This is a genomic window from Streptomyces sp. NPDC048288 (assembly GCF_043201555.1).
Taxonomy (GTDB): domain Bacteria; phylum Actinomycetota; class Actinomycetes; order Streptomycetales; family Streptomycetaceae; genus Streptomyces.
On record NZ_JBICZD010000004.1, the window covers coordinates 671,972 to 689,526 of the forward strand.

General features: G+C 74.9%; 13 protein-coding genes and 1 riboswitch. Of the genes, 10 read left to right on the plus strand and 3 right to left on the minus strand.

Annotated elements, in window-relative coordinates; all coding sequences use genetic code 11:
• The first annotated feature begins 206 nt into the window (after positions 1 to 206).
• The 5 genes from ACGFZS_RS18325 to ACGFZS_RS18345 are packed head-to-tail and all read left to right on the plus strand — an operon-like array spanning position 207 to position 7,566.
• Positions 207 to 3,335 (plus strand): crotonase/enoyl-CoA hydratase family protein, encoded by a 3,129-nt coding sequence (locus ACGFZS_RS18325; RefSeq protein ID WP_393795930.1) that lies wholly within the window; start codon positions 207 to 209, stop codon positions 3,333 to 3,335.
• Between the two features lie 38 nt (positions 3,336 to 3,373).
• Positions 3,374 to 4,540 (plus strand): thiolase family protein, encoded by a 1,167-nt coding sequence (locus ACGFZS_RS18330; protein WP_393796029.1) that lies wholly within the window; start codon positions 3,374 to 3,376, stop codon positions 4,538 to 4,540.
• Between the two features lie 14 nt (positions 4,541 to 4,554).
• A complete protein-coding gene (locus ACGFZS_RS18335) occupies positions 4,555 to 4,965 on the plus strand; it encodes a Zn-ribbon domain-containing OB-fold protein (protein ID WP_393795931.1) in 411 nt (136 codons plus the stop codon).
• Entirely contained in the window at positions 4,962 to 6,449 is a 1,488-nt protein-coding gene (locus ACGFZS_RS18340) for an aldehyde dehydrogenase family protein (RefSeq protein ID WP_393795932.1), read from the plus strand. The genes ACGFZS_RS18335 and ACGFZS_RS18340 overlap by 4 nt, the downstream gene beginning before the upstream one ends.
• A 22-nt stretch (positions 6,450 to 6,471) precedes the next feature.
• Positions 6,472 to 7,566 (plus strand): NAD(P)-dependent alcohol dehydrogenase, encoded by a 1,095-nt coding sequence (locus ACGFZS_RS18345; protein WP_393795933.1) that lies wholly within the window; start codon positions 6,472 to 6,474, stop codon positions 7,564 to 7,566.
• A gap of 106 nt (positions 7,567 to 7,672) precedes the next feature.
• Here the strand turns inward: ACGFZS_RS18345 and ACGFZS_RS18350 are convergent, their stop codons facing one another.
• Positions 7,673 to 8,152 (minus strand): MarR family winged helix-turn-helix transcriptional regulator, encoded by a 480-nt coding sequence (locus ACGFZS_RS18350; RefSeq protein ID WP_393795934.1) that lies wholly within the window; start codon positions 8,150 to 8,152, stop codon positions 7,673 to 7,675.
• A gap of 97 nt (positions 8,153 to 8,249) precedes the next feature.
• Positions 8,250 to 8,864: a LysE family translocator gene (locus ACGFZS_RS18355; protein ID WP_393795935.1), complete on the minus strand. Its 615-nt coding sequence runs from the start codon at positions 8,862 to 8,864 to the stop codon at positions 8,250 to 8,252.
• Positions 8,865 to 8,995: 131 nt separating this feature from the next.
• Between ACGFZS_RS18355 and ACGFZS_RS18360 the strand changes: the two genes are divergently transcribed.
• The 5 genes from ACGFZS_RS18360 to pgm all read left to right on the plus strand — a co-directional run bounded on the left by ACGFZS_RS18360 (position 8,996) and on the right by pgm (position 14,162).
• On the plus strand, positions 8,996 to 9,916 hold the full coding sequence (locus ACGFZS_RS18360) for a LysR family transcriptional regulator (RefSeq protein WP_393795936.1): 921 nt from the start codon (positions 8,996 to 8,998) through the stop codon (positions 9,914 to 9,916).
• 62 nt (positions 9,917 to 9,978) lie between these two features.
• Positions 9,979 to 11,025 carry an enoyl-CoA hydratase/isomerase family protein gene (locus tag ACGFZS_RS18365; protein WP_393795937.1) on the plus strand — a complete coding sequence of 349 codons (1,047 nt, stop codon included), beginning with the start codon at positions 9,979 to 9,981 and terminating at the stop codon, positions 11,023 to 11,025.
• Between the two features lie 67 nt (positions 11,026 to 11,092).
• Positions 11,093 to 11,233, plus strand: a riboswitch (cobalamin riboswitch).
• Positions 11,234 to 11,269: 36 nt separating this feature from the next.
• Positions 11,270 to 11,491 carry a CbtB-domain containing protein gene (locus ACGFZS_RS18370; protein WP_355715506.1) on the plus strand — a complete coding sequence of 74 codons (222 nt, stop codon included), beginning with the start codon at positions 11,270 to 11,272 and terminating at the stop codon, positions 11,489 to 11,491.
• A gap of 22 nt (positions 11,492 to 11,513) precedes the next feature.
• A complete protein-coding gene (locus ACGFZS_RS18375) occupies positions 11,514 to 12,269 on the plus strand; it encodes a CbtA family protein (RefSeq protein WP_393795938.1) in 756 nt (251 codons plus the stop codon).
• Between the two features lie 252 nt (positions 12,270 to 12,521).
• Complete coding sequence (pgm, locus tag ACGFZS_RS18380) at positions 12,522 to 14,162, plus strand: phosphoglucomutase (alpha-D-glucose-1,6-bisphosphate-dependent) (protein WP_393795939.1); 1,641 nt, start codon at positions 12,522 to 12,524, stop codon at positions 14,160 to 14,162.
• 54 nt (positions 14,163 to 14,216) lie between these two features.
• On the opposite strand, the gene ACGFZS_RS18385 is transcribed toward pgm, so the two are convergent.
• Complete coding sequence (locus tag ACGFZS_RS18385) at positions 14,217 to 17,543, minus strand: BTAD domain-containing putative transcriptional regulator (RefSeq protein ID WP_393795940.1); 3,327 nt, start codon at positions 17,541 to 17,543, stop codon at positions 14,217 to 14,219.
• Positions 17,544 to 17,555 lie beyond the last annotated feature (12 nt).

Consider the following 17,555-nt stretch of genomic DNA (forward strand, 5'->3'; position numbering starts at 1 on the left):
GTTCGCCCCGGGTGAGGCTGAGGACACGGAAACGCGGAGTTCACACGGCCGACACCCGGCCGCCGCGGCTCTCCGACGCGCGCTGGTACGGGCGTTCCCGCCCCGCACCCCCGTCGTGACCCCTTCATCGCCCCAGGCCACGGGTGGGTCCGGCATGCCCGCGTCGGTGCGTCGTGGCGTCGGCCGGCCAGCCCGGAGGTTGAGCCATGACCGAAGCAATGCCCTTGCACGGAATCCGGGTGGTCGACACCACCGACGGACGCGGCGAGGGAGCCGGCCGCTTCCTGGCGGCCCTCGGCGCCGACGTCGTCCTGGTGGAACCGCCGGCCGGCGCCCAGGCCCGTGGCCGGGCCCCGCTGCACGAGGGCACCAGCCTCTACTTCGCGGTCCGCAACGCGGGCAAGCGCGGTGTCACCCTCGACCCGGACACCGAGGACGGCCGCCGCGACCTGCGCGCCCTGCTGGGCACGGCCGACATCTGGATCGAGTCCGAGCGGTCCGACCTCCCCGGCCTCGGCTACGACACCGTGGCGGCCCGCAACCCCCGGCTGGTGCTGGTCACCATCAGCGACTTCGGCCTCACCGGCCCGTACGCCGGATACGCGGCCACCGACGCCGTGCACGCGGCCCTCAGCGGCCTGCTGTCCCGCTCCGGTCTGCCCGGACGCCCGCCGCTGCCGCCGCTGGGTTCGCTCGTGACCGAGTCCGCGAACCTCCAGGCGGCCTGGGTGGCCCTGCTCGCCCACTACAACAGCCTCCGCACCGGCCACGGCGACCACATCGACTTCTCCGTGCACGAGGCCGTCACCCAGCTCCTCGACCCCGGCTTCGGCATGGGCGGCTCCGCCACCGGCGGCAAGCGGGCCGCCGACCGGCCGCCCGGCAGGCCGTCCGCCGGACACCTGTACCCGATCTTCCGGTGCGCCGACGGCCTGGTGCGCCTCTGCGTCCTCGGCGTCCGCCAGTGGCGGGGCCTGCGGGCCTGGCTGGGCGAGCCCGAGGAGTTCGCAGGCCCGCGCTACGAGAACCTCGCCGTCCGCTTCCAGGAGGCCGACCGCATCCAGGCCCGGATCGCCGCCCACTTCCAGGACCGCACCCGCGACGACCTGGTGCGCCAGGGCCAGGAACACGGGGTGCCCATCGCCGCCGTGCTGACCCCCGGCGAGACCCTGCACGCCGGGCACTACCTGGAGCGCGGCGCCCTCGCCGACCTCGAACTCGCCCCCGGCCGCACCGCCCGGGTGCCCACGGGCTTCCTGGAGGTCGACGGCGTCCGCGCGACCCCCTCCCGCCGGGCCCCGCTGCCGGGAGAGCACAACGCCGAGGTCCTCGCAGAGACCCGAACTCCCAGGGAACCGGGCGCCACGGCCGCCGAACGCGCCCACCCGCTCGCCGGACTCCGGGTCCTCGATCTCGGTGTCATCGTGGCCGGGGCCGAGCTGGGCCGGCTGCTCGCCGACCACGGCGCCGACGTCGTCAAGGTGGAGAACCGCGCCTTCCCGGACGGCGGGCGCCAGTCCATGACCGGTGAGGTCGTCACCGCGTCGGCGGCGTGGGGCCATCGCAACAAGCGCAGCCTGGGCCTCAACCTGCGCGACCCGGAGGGCGCCGCCCTCTTCCGGCGGCTCGCCGCCGGGGCCGACGTCGTGCTCTCCAACTTCAAGCCGGGCACCCTCGAAGCCCTGGGCCTCGGCCCGGACGTCCTGCTCGGCCTCAACCCCCGCCTGATCGTCGCCGACAGCAGCGCCTTCGGCGCGAGCGGACCCTGGAGCCGCCGGATGGGCTACGGCCCGCTCGTCCGCGCCTCGACCGGCCTGAGCGACCTGTGGAGCTACCCCGGCGACCCGGACGGCCACAGCGACTCGGTCACCATCTACCCCGACCACGTGGTGGGCCGGGTCGGCGCGGCCGCCGTCGTCGCCCAGCTGATCCGGCTGCGCGCCACCGGACGCGGCGGCACGGTCGGCATCGCCCAGGCGGAGATCATCCTGGACGCCCTCGCCGAGCACCTGGCGGCCGAGTGGCTCGACCCCGGCTCGCTGCGGGCCACCGCGGACGGGGTGTACCCCTGCGCGGGCGAGGACCAGTGGTGCGTCGTCGACGTACGGGACGACACGGACCGAGAGCGGCTGCGGGCCGTCGTCGGCGACGGGGACCTGGCCTCCTGGACCGCCGGCCGTACGCCCCGCGAGGTCACCGAACTCCTCCAGGCGGCCGGTGTCCCGGCCGCGCCGATGCTCCGGGTCCCCGAACTGCTCACCGACCCCCAGCTGCTGGCCCGGGGATTCTTCACGGAGCTGTGGCAGCCGACGCTCGCCGAGGCGCTGCCCGCCGAGGCCCGCCCGGCCCGCTCGCGGCACCTCGCCGACCCGCCGCAGCGACCGGCACCGCTGCCCGCCGAGCACACCCGGGAGATCGCCCGCGACCTGCTCGGTCTGACCGAGGAAGACATCGACAAGCTCGTCGCCCGCGGGGTGCTGGAGGAGCAGGAGACGACCCCGGGAGCGACCCCGGCGGCGACCCAGGAAGCGGTCCGGGAGGCGACCCCCACCGTGCCCGCGGTCCTCGTGGAACGCCGTGACCACGTCCTGGTCGTCACCCTCAACCGGCCCGAGGCCCGCAACGCCGTCAACGCGGCCGTGGCCCTGGGCGTCGGCCGGGCGCTGGAGGAGGCCGACCGGGACCCGGAGATCCGCGCCGTCGTCATCACCGGCGCCGGGGACAAGGCGTTCTGCGCGGGCGCCGACCTCAAGGCGGTGGCCCGGGGCGAGAACATCATGCCGCCGGAGGCGAAGGACTGGGGGTTCGCCGGATACGTCAGCCACCACATCGGCAAGCCCACCATCGCGGCCGTACGCGGCTTCGCCCTGGGCGGCGGCACCGAGATCGCGCTCGCCAGCGACCTGGTGGTGGCGGCCGAGGACGCCTCCTTCGGGCTGCCGGAGGTGAAGCGGGGCATCATCGCGGGCGCCGGGGGCGCCTTCCGGCTGGCCGCCCAGCTGCCGCCCAAGGTCGCCATGGAACTGCTGCTCACCGGCGACACCCTGGACGCGGCCACCGCCCGCGACCTCGGGCTGGTGAACCGGGTCGTCCCCGCCGACCGCGTCCTGACCGAGGCCCTCGCCCTGGCCGACCGGATCGCCGCCAACGCCCCCCTGGCCGTCCAGGCCAGCAAGCGCATCGCCCGAGGCGTCAGCACCGGGCGCGTGGAGTCCGAGGGGGCCGCCTGGGAGCGGACCCGCCAGGAGGGCCGGGCCGTCATGACCTCCCGGGACGCCCAGGAAGGCCCCCGCGCCTTCGCCGAGAAGCGCGTCCCCGTCTGGCAGGCCCGCTGAACCGTCGTACCAAGAAAGGCAGTTGACCCACCGTGACCATGAACCCCGCCCGTGGCCCCGTCATCGCCGGCCTCGGCATCACGGAGCTGGGCAAGGTGTACGGCCGCAGTGCCGCGGACTTCGCCGCCGACGCCGTACGCCGTGCCACCGCCGACGCCGGCCTCGCCCTCGCCGACCTCGACGGACTGCTCACCAGCAGCGGAGTGACCCCCGGTGTCGGCCTCGCCCTGCAGAAGCAACTCGGCCTGCGCGACCTGCGGCTGCTGTCCGAGATGCAGGCGTACGGCTCCACCGCCGGCGCCATGGTGCAGTTCGCGGCGATGGCGGTCCGGGCCGGCACGGCCGAGACCGTCGCCTGTGTCTTCGCCGACGCCCCGCTGAAGGAGAGGTCCTCGGCGAGCGCGGCCTACGCCGGCGCCCGCGGCCTGTCCGGCTGGGACGGCCTCGTCACCGCGGCCGGCATCGCGGGCGCCAACCCCCTCTACGCGATGGCCGCCCGCCGCCACATGGACACCTACGGCACCACCAGCGAGCAGCTCGCCCATATCGCGGTGGCGCAGCGGGCCTGGGCGGCGATGAACCCCCGCGCCCAGTTCCGCGACCCGATCACCATCGAGGACCACCAGGCGTCCCGGATGATCGCCGAGCCGTTCCACCTGCTCGACTGCTGCCTCGTCAGCAACGGCGGCATCGCCGTGATCGTCACCACCGCCGAACGCGCCGCCCAGCTCGCCAGGCCGCCCGTGCACGTGCTCGGCTGGTCCCAGTCCCACCCCGGCCGGCCCATGCACCGCGACAGCGACCTCGGCCTGGTCAGCGGCGCCGCCCAGGCCGGTCCCGCCGCCCTGAAGATGGCCGGGGTCTCGATCGGCGAGGTGGACGTCGCCGAGCTGTACGACTGCTACACCTTCACCGCGCTGCTCACCCTGGAGGACTACGGCTTCTGCGCCAAGGGCGAGGGCGGTGCCCTCGCGGCCAGTGGCGCGCTCGCACCCGGCGGCGCACTGCCCGTCAACACGGGCGGCGGGCAGCTCTCCTCCTACTACCTGTGGGGCATGACCCCGCTCTCCGAGGCCGTCCTGCAGGCCCGCGGCGAAGCGGGCGAACGCCAGGTGCCCCGCCACGACATCGTCCTGGTCAGCGGCAACGGCGGCATCCTCGACCACCACTCGACGCTGGTCCTCAGCCCCCACCCGCACACCTGAGCCCCGGAGCCACCGTGACCCTCCCCGCCGTCCGCCGCGACCCCGCCACCGACCTCTTCTTCGACGCCACCGCACGCGGCCACCTCCTCCTGCGCCGCTGCACCGCCTGCGGCGCCCATGCCGCACCCCCGTCCGACTCCTGCCCCCGCTGCCGGAACGCCACGGCCGACTGGGAACCGGCCGCCGGCACCGCGACCGTCGTCTCCTGGACCGTCGTCCACGGCCGCACGCCCGGCGCGGAGCGGACCGCCGCACTCGTCGAACTCACCGAGGGCCCCTGGATGTACGCCGCCCTGCGCGGACTGCGTCCCGGTGAGCGCCCCTGGGCCGGCATGCCCGTCGCCGTCGCCTTCGAACGCCCCGAGGGCGGCGAGGCGATCCCCGTCTTCCACCCCGCCGACCGAACCGGAGAGCACACCGCATGAGCACCGCCCTCGCACCCCTGCCGGCCGACCCGTCCGCCGCCCTCCAGCGGCAGCTCCTCGACGCCCAGCGCGCCGCGTTCCTCGCCGAGGGCCCGCCCGCCCTCGACGTACGGCTCGACCGCGTCGACCGTTTCCTCGCCTGCGTCCTGGAGCACGCCGAGGACCTGTGCGTCGCTCTGGACGCCGACTTCGGCTCCCGCTCCCCGCTGGCCAGCCTGGCCAGTGACATCGTCGGTGTCCTCCCCGACGTCCAGCTGATCCGCGAGCACCTCGCGGAGTGGATGGCGGACGAGGAGCTGCCCGGCTCCGCCGAGGCCGGCACGCCCGCCTACGTCCAGACCCGCCCCAAGGGCGTCGTCGGAGTGATCGGACCCTGGAACTTCCCGGTCACCCTCGTCGTCCAGCCCGCGATCGAGGCGCTGGCGGCCGGCAACCGCGTGATGATCAAGTTCTCGGAGGTGGCCGGGCACACGGCCGACGTCTTCGCCCGGGCGGTCGCCACCCGCATGGACCCCGAGGAGGTCGCGGTCGTCCGCGGCGGGGTCGCCGCCGCGTCCGCGTTCTCGGCGCTCCCGTTCGACCATCTCCTCTTCACCGGCTCGCCCGCCGTCGGCGCCAGGGTCGCGGCGGCGGCCGGGGCGAACCTGGTGCCGGTGACCCTGGAGCTGGGCGGCAAGAACCCCGTCGTCCTCGGCACGGACGCCGACCTCGGCCTCGCCGCGGAACGCGTCGCCGCCATGCGGCTGATGAACGGCGGCCAGATCTGCCTCTGCCCCGACTACGTCTTCGTACCGCGCACCCGCCTGGACGACTTCGTGGCCCGCTACGGGCAAGCGGTCCGGACCTACTTCCCCACCTGGCTGGAGAACCCGGACGTGGTCTCGATCATCGACGACCGCAACTTCGACCGGGTCACGGCCCTGGTCGCCGACGCCCGGGCCAAGGGCGCCCGGGCCGTGACCCTCGTCCCGCCGGAGGAGGCCGCCGCCCTGCCCCGGCGCGCGGGCCGCCGGATCGCCCCCACCGTACTGCTGGACGTGACCGAGGAGATGACGATCGCGTCGGAGGAGATCTTCGGCCCGGTCCTGGTGGTGTACCCGTACGACGACCTCGACCAGGTCATCGACCACGTGGCCGCCCGCCCCAGCCCCCTCGCGGCCTACTTCTTCGGCTCCGACGGGCCGCAGTTCCGCCGGTTCGTGGAGCGGACCACCTCCGGTGGCGTCACCCGCAACGACCTCGCCGCGCACTGGGCGGTGGAGGGCGCGCCCTCGGGCGGCATCGGGCGCAGCGGCATGGGCGCGTACCACGGCCGGGTCGGCTTCCTGACGTTCAGTCACCGCCGGACGATCGCCGCCAGTACGGCCACCACGGGCCTGGCCCAGCGGCTGCTGCCCCCGGCGGGCGAGGCGGAGGCCGAGGCGCTGCGCGGTCTCGTCGCCCGGACCCTGACCGACCTCCGCGCCCGTATCAACGGCGCCTGACCCGAAGGGATCCGGAGCACTCGTGCGTACTCAGGCGGCCGTCTCGTACGGCCCGGACAGCGGCTTCACCCTCCAGGACGTCGACATCTCGGACCCCCGCCCCGACGAGATCCTGGTCCGCCTCACCGCGGCGGGCATCTGCCACACCGACCTGGTCACGAAGGCCATGATGCCGGCGGGAGTGCCCGCGGTGTACGGCCACGAGGGCGCCGGTGTCGTGGCGGCGGTGGGCGCCGAGGTCACGGGCGTGCGGCCCGGCGACCGGGTCGTCCTCAGCTACAACAGCTGCGGCACGTGCGCCCGTTGCGCGGCGGGCCGACGGGCGTACTGCGCCCGGTTCGCGCCCCTGAACAACGCGGGGCACCGCCCGGACGGCAGCACCACCCTGACCCGGCAGGGCACCGGCGTCTGGTCCTCGTTCTTCGGCCAGTCGAGCTTCGCCCGGCACGCCCTGGCCACCCGCGAGAACGTGATCGTGGTTCCGGAGGACACCGACCTGGTGACCGCCGCGCCGATGGGCTGCGGCTTCCAGACCGGCGCGGGGTCGGTGCTGAACATCCTGCGCCCCGAACCCGGTTCCGCGCTGGTCGTGTTCGGCTGCGGCGGGGTCGGGCTCGCCGCGGTCATGGCGGCCGCCGCCCTGGGCACCGGCACGGTGATCGCGGTGGACCTCGCCGAGGACCGGCGCGCACTGGCGGCGGAGGTGGGCGCCACCCACACCCTGGACGGTGCGGGCACGGACCTCGTCGACCGGATCAGGGACCTCACCGGCGGCGGCGCGACCCACGCCTTCGACACCACCGGAGCCCCGCGGGTCGTCCGCGACGCGGCCCTCGCCCTCGCCCCGCTCGGCTCCCTGGTCGTCGTCGGCCTCGGCGCGGCGGACATCGGTGTCGACGCGATGGACCTCATCGGCGGCGGCAAGACGATCCGCGGCAGCATCGAGGGCGACGCCAACCCGCAAGACATGGTCCCGCTGCTGCTCGACTGGCAGGCGGCGGGCCGCTTTCCGGCGGAACGCCTCGTCACGCCCGTCCCGTTCGAGCGGATCGACGAGGCGGTCGCCCGGATGAGCGCGGACATCGTCAAACCGGTCCTCACGTTCTCCCCGGCGTGAGGCCCGCCTCCGCCTCGGCCGCCTCCGGCGCTTCGCGGTGGACGCGGCCTCCGGTCTCGCCCGGCGGTGGCCGTGGCGGTGGGCTCCCCGCCCGGCCGCCCCGGCGCTAGCTCAACGGCCGGCCGGCGTCGCCCGTCGCGGACAGCAGCCTGCTGCCGATCTCGCGCAGCTGCCGGACCTGGGTCTGGGTGAGCGGGTCGAAGACGAGACGGCGTACGGCCGCCACATGACCCGGTGCCGAACCCACCACCTTGGCCCAGCCCGCCTCCGTCAGCGTCGCCACCGTGAAGCGGCCGTTGTCCCGGTCGGGCCCCCGCCGCAGCCAGCCGCGGTCCTCCAGCCGCCTCGCGACATGGGAGAGCCGGGACAGCGACCCGTTGGCGAACAGCGCCAGCTCGCTCATCCGCAGGGTGCGGCCGGGTGCCTCGGAGAGTCCCGCGAGCACCTGGTACTCGAAGTGGCTGAGTCCCGCGTCGCGCTGCAACTGCGCGTCCAGCTCCGCCGGCAGTCTGACCAGCATCCCGGCCAGAACGAGCCAGGCGCGCGTCTCGTCGTCCGTCAGCCAGCGCGGCTCGGGAGTCTCCATGGGGAAAGCGTAGCTTGACGCCTCAAGTGATCCTACTGGCGGGTTCAGTTGATGCTTCAAGCCGGTGAAGGCCACCTCGGCCGTGGCGCGTCGGCGGTCAGACGGCCGCCGCCACCGCCACCCCGAAGCCGATCAGGACCACTCCCGTGGTCCGCCCCAGCGCTCGGTGGACCCGGGGCCGTTCGAGGACGTGGCGGACCCTGGAGAGCAGGAGCACACAGCCGCCCAGCCAGCCGAGGGTGAGACAGACGTGCACGAGGACGAGGAGCGCCATGCCCCAGACGGCGGGCAGCCGGGGCGGGGCCAGGGCGGGCAGCAGCCCGGTGTAGAAGACGGCGATCTTCGGGTTGAGCAGGTTGCTCGACAGGCCGGTCCGCCACGCGCCTCCGGCGGCCGTGCCCCGCCGGTCCGCGGCGGCCGGCGCCGGGCGCCGGTGCTGCCACAGGGCCTGTGCGCCGAGGAACACCAGATAGCCGGCGCCCAGGAGCCTGACGGTCAGGTACGCCGTGGGGGAGGCGGCCAGTACCGCCGCGAGCCCGGCCGCGGTCAGCGCGCCCCAGACCAGCAGGCCGGTCACGATCCCGCCGACGGTGCGCAGGGCGTCCCGGGCACCGGCCGCCACGGCGCGGCGGACGACCACGGCCAGGTCCGGACCGGGGGCGACGGTCAGGAGTCCGAGTACGGCCACGGCGGCCGCGAGACGGGTCAGCACGCGGGCCGCCTTCCACGGGGAGATCGGGTCATGCCCAAAGGCTCCGGCGAACTCCTCCGATCGGTCCAGCGAATGTTTTCGACCTATAGTCGTCGGATAATCCGATGCATGCTTCAGGGAGCTGGTGGCCGATGTTCGATCTGCACCGGCTGCGCCTCCTGCGCGAACTCAAACACCGGGGCACCCTCGCCGCCGTCGCCGCGGCCCTGTCGTACGCCCCCTCCTCGGTCTCCCAGCAGCTCTCCCAACTGGAGGCCGAGGTCGGGGTCCCGCTGCTGGAACCGGTCGGACGGCGGGTGCGGCTGACCGAGCAGGCCGAGATCCTCGTCGCCCACACCGAAGCGGTCCTGGAACGCCTGGAGCGCGCCGAGGCCGACATCGCCACCTCCCTGACCGAGCTGACCGGCACCCTGCGCGTCGCCACGTTCCAGACCGCGGCCCTGGCCCTGGTGCCCGCCGCGCTCCGGCTGCTCCAGGAGGCCCATCCGCACCTGCGCGTCCATGTCACCCACCGGGAACCGGAGAAGTCCCTTCCGGCCCTGCAGGCCCGCGACTTCGACCTGGTCCTCGCCGAGGAGTACCCCGGGAACCCCCTTCCACGGCCCGCCGACCTCGCGTACGAGCCGCTGCTCGACGACCCCTTGTACCTCGCCGTGCCCCGGTCGCCCCGGCCGGCGGCCGGCCCGCGAGCCGAACTGCGCCGGCTCGCCGGTCACCCCTGGGTGATGGAACCCGAGGGCACCCCCGCACGGCGCTGGGCCACGGGCGTCTGCCGCGACGCCGGTTTCGAACCCGACGTACGGTTCGAGACCACCGATCTGCTGCTCCACCTCCGCCTGGTGGAAGAGGGCCTCGCGGCCGCCTTCCTGCCCGGCCTGGTCGTCAACGGGCCGCCGGAGACGGCCGGGCTGCGGGAACTCGCCGCCCGACGCCGTGTCCTCACCGTCGTACGCCGTGGCCGGGGCGGGCATCCGGCCGTGGTGGCCTGCCGCGACGCCCTGCGCCGAGCCGCCGCGCCGTGGACGGACCGGTCGGGGGAAGATCGTCCCTGACCACCGCGTCCACCGCTGCTGGAAGGAACCGACGAGATCATGCGCGTCATGGAGGCGTCCGGATGAGCGACGTCCTGCTGCACACGGCCGGCCGGGCCGCACATCTGACGCTCAATCGGCCCCGGGCCATCAACGCCCTGTCGCACGCGATGGTGCTGCGGATCGCCGAGGCCCTGACGGCATGGGAGCACGACCCCACCGTGGGGACCGTCGTCATCAGCGGCGCGGGGGAGCGCGGCCTGTGCGCGGGCGGCGACATCCGCGCCGTCCACGACGACGCCCGCGACGGGGACGGCACCGCCTCGGCCGCCTTCTGGCGCGACGAGTACCACCTCAACGCCCGGATCGCCCGCTACCCGAAGCCGTACGTCGCCCTCATGGACGGCATCGTGATGGGCGGCGGTGTCGGCGTCTCGGCCCACGGCAGCGTCCGGATCGCCACCGAACGCTCGCGGATCGCCATGCCGGAGACCGGCATCGGCTTCGTCCCCGACGTCGGCGGCACCCATCTGCTCGCCCGCGCCCCCGGCGAACTGGGCACCCATCTCGCCCTGACCGGCGCGACGATCGGCGCCGCCGACGCCCTGCTGTGCGGGCTCGCCGACCACCACCTGCCGTCCGGCGCGCTCCCGGCGTTCGTCGCCGACCTCGCCGACCTGCCCGTCCCCGAGGCCCTCGCCCGGCACGTACAACAGGCGCCCGAAGGGGAACTGGACGGGCAGCGGGCCTGGATCGACGCCTGTTACGGCGGCGCGGACACCGTCGAGGAGATCCTCCACCGGCTGCTCGCCCACGGCGACCCGGCGGCCAAGGAGACGGCGCAGACCCTGCTCACCAGGTCGCCGACCGCCCTGAAGGTCACCCTCGAAGCCGTCCGCCGGGCCCGGCGGCTCGGCTCGCTGGAGCGGGTCCTGGACCAGGAGTACCGGGTCTCGTGCGCGACCCTCGCCACTCACGACCTGGTGGAGGGCATCCGCGCCCAGGTCGTCGACAAGGACCGCGACCCGCACTGGTCCCCGGCCACCCTCGCCGAGGTCTCCGACGCCGACGTCGACCGGTTCTTCGCCCCGCTCGGCGCGCGCGAACTGGGCCTCGCGCCGACCGGCTGAACCCCGCCCGTGACCGCCCACCAGGCGGGAGACGAAGATCACGCCTGGTGACGCGGTCTTGGCCGTGCCCCTGACACGCGGTACGGTCTGTCCGATATCGACGACGGCGAGACGGAAGCCGGTGGGAATCCGGCACGGTCGCGCCACTGTATGCAAGAGCCCCCGGGCGCTTGCGAGTCAGACCCGTGGCTGTCGTCCAACGCACCACCGAGTTGGGACGCGAACTCCCAGAGGAGGTCCTGCCATGGCGCAGACCGTCGCTCCGCCGACAGCCAACACCCCTGCCGTTCCCGCCAAGCTGCCGCTGTCCGCGATAGCTCCCTGGGCGGTCTTCTTCGGCATCCTGATGATGATCCTGCTCTACTTCGTCGGCGCCGAACAGGGCGCCACCTCCGTGTTCAGCGGCACGGACGTCCACGAGTGGGTGCACGACGCCCGCCACCTGCTCGGCTTCCCCTGCCACTGACGCGAGGGACGCCGTACCGCCCATGAACTCCGCAACGGTTCGCAACCTCCTGGTGCGGGGCATGCTCGCCGGCCTGGCCGCCGGCCTGCTCGCCCTCGTCGTCGCCTATGTACTCGGTGAGCCGAACGTCGACAAGGCGATCAGCTTCGAGGACGCCCACGCGCACGAGCACGAGATGGAGGTCGTCTCCCGCTCCCTGCAGTCCACCGCCGGCCTTGCCACCGGTGTCCTGGTCTACGGGGTCGCCTTCGGCGGCATCGCCGCCCTCGCCTTCTGCTTCGCCCTCGGCCGCGTCGGCCGCTTCTCGCCACGGGCGACCGCGCTGCTGCTGTCCGGCAGCGCGCTGCTCGCCGTGTACGTGGTGCCGTTCCTCAAGTACCCGGCCAACCCGCCGTCGGTGGGCGACCCGGACACCATCGGCAAGCGGACCACCCTGTACTTCCTGATGATGCTGCTCAGCGTGCTGCTGGCGGTCGCCGCGACCATCCTCGGCAAGCGGCTCCAGCCGCGGCTGGGGACCTGGTGGGCGTCCGTGCTCGCGGTGGTCGGGTTCGCCGTCGTCATCGGGCTCGCCTACCAGTTCCTGCCGGCCATCAACGAGGTCCCCGCGGACTTCCCGGCCACCCTGCTGTGGCGGTTCCGGCTCTCCGCGCTCGCCATCCAGCTGACGCTGTGGGTCGGATTCGGGCTGCTTTTCGGCGAGTTGGCCGAGCGCGTGCTCAACCCGAAGCCGGCGAAGGCCCCGTCCGCCCGCCGGACGGTCTCCGCGGCACACTGACCGACCCGACGACACGCGAGGGCCCCCGGCACCACCGGGGGCCCTCGCGCACGCCCGGCCCCACCTGCCTCGAGTGGCGTGACCACGAGACGCCCAGGACCCGCGCCCCGGGAACCCCGCGTCCGCTGTGAACCGGCCGTGAACCCGCCGTGTCTTCGCCGCCGGAGCCGGTGCCGCACTCGCGTCCGCCACCGTCGGCAGGGAAAGATGGGCGTCGAGCGATTGATCAACGACTGCGGAGGAAGTGGACTCATGCCGCATGAGCGAGCGGGCCGGCCGGCGGCTCCGGAGGACCTCGTCGACGTGGCCCGGCTGGTCACGGCCTACTACGCGCTGCACCCCGACCCGGCCGACCCCGCCCAGCGGGTCGCGTTCGGCACCTCGGGACACCGCGGATCGTCCCTGACGACCGCGTTCAACGAGGACCACATCGCGGCCACCAGCCAGGCCATCTGCGAGTACCGGAGCGGCCAGGGCACCGACGGCCCCCTCTTCCTGGGCGCCGACACCCACGCCCTGTCCGAGCCCGCCAAGGTCACCGCCCTGGAGGTGTTCGCCGCCAACGGCGTCACCGTCCTCGTCGACAGCGCCGACGGCTACACCCCCACCCCCGCCGTCTCGCACGCCATCCTCACCCACAACCGGGGCCGTACCACCGGACTCGCGGACGGAGTCGTGGTCACCCCCTCGCACAACCCGCCCGCCGACGGCGGCTTCAAGTACAACCCGCCCAGCGGCGGCCCCGCCGCCTCCGACGCCACCTCCTGGATCCAGGACCGCGCCAACCAGATCATCGCGGGCGGCCTGAAGGACGTGCGGCGCATCCCGTACGAGCGGGCACTCGCCGCACCCACCACCGGCCGCTACGACTTCATGGGCGTCTACGTCGACGACCTGCCCAGCGTCCTCGACCTCGACGCGGTCCGGGCCTCCGGGCTGCGGATCGGCGCCGACCCGCTCGGCGGCGCCTCGGTCGCCTACTGGGGCCGGATCGCCGAACGGCACTCGCTCGACCTCACCGTGGTCAACCCGTACACCGACCCCACCTGGCGGTTCATGACGCTGGACTGGGACGGCAAGATCCGCATGGACTGCTCCTCGCCCTACGCGATGGCCTCGCTCATCGAGAAGCGCGCCGAGTTCCGGGTCGCCACCGGCAACGACGCCGACGCCGACCGGCACGGCATCGTCACCCGCGACGCCGGCCTGATGAACCCCAACCACTACCTCGCCGTCGCCATCTCCTACCTCTACCGCCACCGCGAGCAGTGGGCGGCGGGCGCCGGCATCGGCAAGACCCTAGTCTCCTCCTCGATGATCGACCGGGTCGCCGCCGACCTCGACCGCCGACTCGTTGAGGTGCCCGTCGGGTTCAAGTGGTTCGTGGACGGACTGGTCAGCGGTGCCATCGGGTTCGGCGGCGAGGAGTCGGCCGGCGCCTCCTTCCTGCGCCGGGACGGCTCGGTGTGGACGACCGACAAGGACGGCATCCTGCTCGCGCTGCTCGCCTCCGAGATCACGGCCGTCACGGACAGGACTCCCTCCGAGCACTACGCCGACCTCACCGCCCGCTTCGGCGAGCCCGCCTACGCCCGCATCGACGCCCCCGCGACCCGAGAGGAGAAGGCCCTGCTCGCCAAGCTCTCCCCGGCGCAGGTCACCGCCGAGACCCTGGCGGGCGAACCGGTCACCGCCGTCCTCACGGAGGCGCCGGGCAACGGCGCGGCCATCGGCGGCATCAAGGTCACCACCGACAACGCCTGGTTCGCCGCCCGCCCGTCCGGCACCGAGGACGTCTACAAGATCTACGCCGAGTCCTTCCAGGGCCCCGACCACCTGACCCGGGTACAGGAAGAGGCCAAGGCGGTGGTGATGACCGCCCTCGGCGCCTGACGCCCCATGCCGGAGGCGGGCACCGGACCCGTCCGGACCACCGCCTCCGGCACGTCAGGTCGCGAAGGTGCGGCGGCGTGTCCGGGTGCCGGCCAGGTCCGCGGCGGCCCGGCGGGCGCTCCCGGCGAGATGGGCCGAACCCCAGGCGTGTGCGGTGCGTTCGGCGAGGGCGTAGCCCGCTGCCGCGGCGCGGTCGTCGCCGAGGAGGCGGTGCAGGTCGGCGAGGGCGTGGGCGAGGGGGCGGCCGGCGTAGGCCGCGCCGGCGGCGCCCGCCAGCTGGTCGCGCAGGGGGAGCAGGTGGGGGAGGAGGGCCGCCGCGGTGTCGTGGTCGCGGTGGAGCACGGCGAGCTGGGCGCGGAAGTCGAGTTCCAGGCCGTAGAGGTGGTCGCGGAGCGGTTCCGCGGGGACGGGTACGGCCAGCGCCTCGTCGAGCCTGCCCAGGCGGGCCAGGACGAGGGCCTGGGCCACCGCGACCGGACCGCCGGCCGACTCGTACACGGCACGGACCATCGGCTCGATCTCGGCCGCGCGGTCCTGGGCGAGCCGCATGCTGATCAGCCCCAGCGTCCGCAGCCCGGTGGCGTGGTGGGCGCCCACCCGCTGGAGCAGCGTGTCGGCCTCGGCGTAACCGGCCTCCGCCGCCTCGAAGCGGCCGGTCACCGCCGCCAGCATGGCCGAGCTCGCGGCGCTGAGTCCCTGCGCCCACACCAGGCGGTAGCGACGGGCCAGGGCCAGGCCCTCCTCGGTGTGCCGGCGCATGGCGGCGGGGTCGTTGCGGGCGGCGGCGGTCATCGCGTCGAGGTGCTCGCAGACCCAGCGGTAGGCGGGCAGGTCGTGGGCGTGGGCGAGGCCCCGCAGCTCGGCGGTGAGCGGCGGCCGGTCGGCCGCCCGGGTCTCGTGCGGCAGCAGCCGGGCCGAGGTCATCAACGCGGCGGCCATCAACCGGGGTTCACCGTCCGCACGGGCGAGCGCCAGCTGGGCGCCGGCCGCCTCCAGGGCCCGGTCGGCGTCCTCGGCGGCGACCGCGTCGACGAGGACCTGCAGGACCCGGGCCCGGGTCGGACCGTCCAGCCCGGGATCGGCGGCCAGACCTTCGAGACGGGCCAGGGCGGTCCGGTCGTACGGCCCTTCGAGCCGGCTGCGCCAGGGCGCCGGCTCGGTCCAGGCCCCGTAGACGGCCGCGACCAGGTCGCCCCGGTCGGCCTGTTCGGCGAGTTCGACGGCCCGCTGCCGGGTGCGCCGGGCCGCGTCCGTGGCGCCGGTGCGCACCTGCGCGCCCAGCAGCCGCACCAGCAGGTCGATCAGCAGGTCGGGCGGGGCGCCGTCGTCGGCGGTGGCGGTGCGGGTCTCGATCGCCTGCTGGATCAGGGTGACGGCGACGTCGTGGGCGTAGCGCCGCTCGGCGGTCTCGGCGGCCCGCAGCGCGTAGTCCACGGCGAGGGGGGCGTCGGCGGCGCTGCCGGAGCGGGCGAAGTGGTGGGCCAGCGCGGCGAGTTCGCCGGGGCGGTGGCGGCGCAGCAGCCGGGCGACGCGGGCGTGCAGCCGGGCGCGCCGTACGCCGGACAGGTCGGCGTAGACCGTGTCACGGACCAGGGCGTGCACGAACCGGACGCGGCCGGGCCCGGGTTCGGCGAGCAGGTCGGCGGCGAGTGCGGCGTCGAGGCCCTCCAGCACCTGTTCCTCGTCCGCCTCGGCGGCGTCGAGGAGCAGGGCGACCTCGGTCTCCAGGCCCAGCACGGCGGTGAGCCGGACGACGGACCGCGCGGGGGCGGGGAGGAGCGCGAGGCGCCGGCGCAGGACGTCGCGCACTCCCTGGGGGACCTCGGAGACCGCGACCAGAGCGCCCTCGTCGGCGAGCAGCCGGGCGCTCTCCAGCACGTAGAAGGGGTTGCCGCCGGTGCGTTCGGCCAGTGCCGTGACCGTCGCCGTGTCCACCGGGGTTCCGCAGACGGCGGCGACCAGGGTGGCGGTGTCCTGCGGGGGCAGACCGCCCAGCGTGATCCGGCGCGGGGCGGTCGGCGCCAGCTGGGCGAGCGACTTGAGGAGGTGCTCGCCGACCTCGGCGGGCCGGTAACCGGCGACCAGGAGCAGCGGGACGCCGGTGACGGCCGCCGCCGCCTCGACCAGGGCCAGGGTCTCGGCGTCGGCGCGGTGCAGGTCGTCCAGGAGGACGGCGAGCGGCGCGCCCGAGGCCGCGGCGCGCAGCCAGGCGGCGAAGGCGCGGTGCATACGGAAGCGGCCGGCGGTGGCCTCGTCGCGGCTGGGGGCGGCCGTGCTCTCCGGCTCCCGCAGCAGCACCGCCAGTTCGTCCGGCCGCGGCGGGGGCACCTCACGGGCGAGCGCGCCGAGCGCCTCCACCCAGGCCCAGGCGGGCGGGGCACCCTCGTACTCGGGGCAGCGTCCCACCACCACCCGCCAGCCGGCCTGCCGCAGCGCGGCGGCCGACCGTTCGAGGAACGCCGACTTGCCGGCCCCGGCCTCGCCCGTGACCAGCACCAGGCCACCCGACTCCCACGCGGCCCGGGCGGCGGCGTCCACGGCCCGCAGCTCCGCGCCCCGGCCGACGAAGAGCCCGCGCCCGGTGCGCACCGGCAGTTCGACGGGGGCGGGCTCGGGCACGGCCGTGCGCAGGACGTCGAGCCGCCCGGCGAGCACGGCGTGCTCCAGCCCCCGCAGGGCGGGCCCGGGATCGCAGCCGAGTTCCTCGCGCAGCACGGCGGTGGCGCGGCGCAGCGAGGCGAGCGCGTCGGCCCGCCGGCCGCACGCCCACTGCGCGAGCGCCAGCAGCCGCCAGCCCTCCTCGCGCAGCGGGCTGTCCCGGACCAGCGACTCGGCGTCGGCCGCCGCCTGCGCGGCCCGGCCGGTGCGCAGATCGGCGGCGACGGCGAGTTCACCGGCGTCGGCGCGCAGTCCGGTCAGCCGGGCCACCTCCGCCGCGGCCCACTCCTCGTCCGCGTGCTCGGCGAAGGCCGGCCCGCGCCACCAGCCGAGCGCCTCGGCGAGCAGCCGCCGGGCCTCCTCGGCCGGGGCACCGCGGGCCCGGCCCAGCCAGGTCTCGAACCGCCAGGCGTCCACCGCGTCCCCGGCCAGCCGGAGCGCGTACCCCGGGGGAGCGGTCACCAGCACGGCCGCCGGCGCGCGCGGCGGCCGGCCCGGCTCCAGCGACCGGCGCAGATTGGACAGATAGGCGTGCAGCGACACCGTGGCCTTCGCCGGCGGCTCACCCCGCCACAGCGCGTCCGCCATCCGCTCGACCGGTACGACACCGCCCCGGGCCGCGATCAGCAGCGCGAGCACGGCGCGCTGCCGCGGAGCACCCAACGCGACCGGTGACCCCGCGACTTCGGCACCCAGCGGACCAAGGACTCGCAAACGCAGCACGCCGCGGGAATC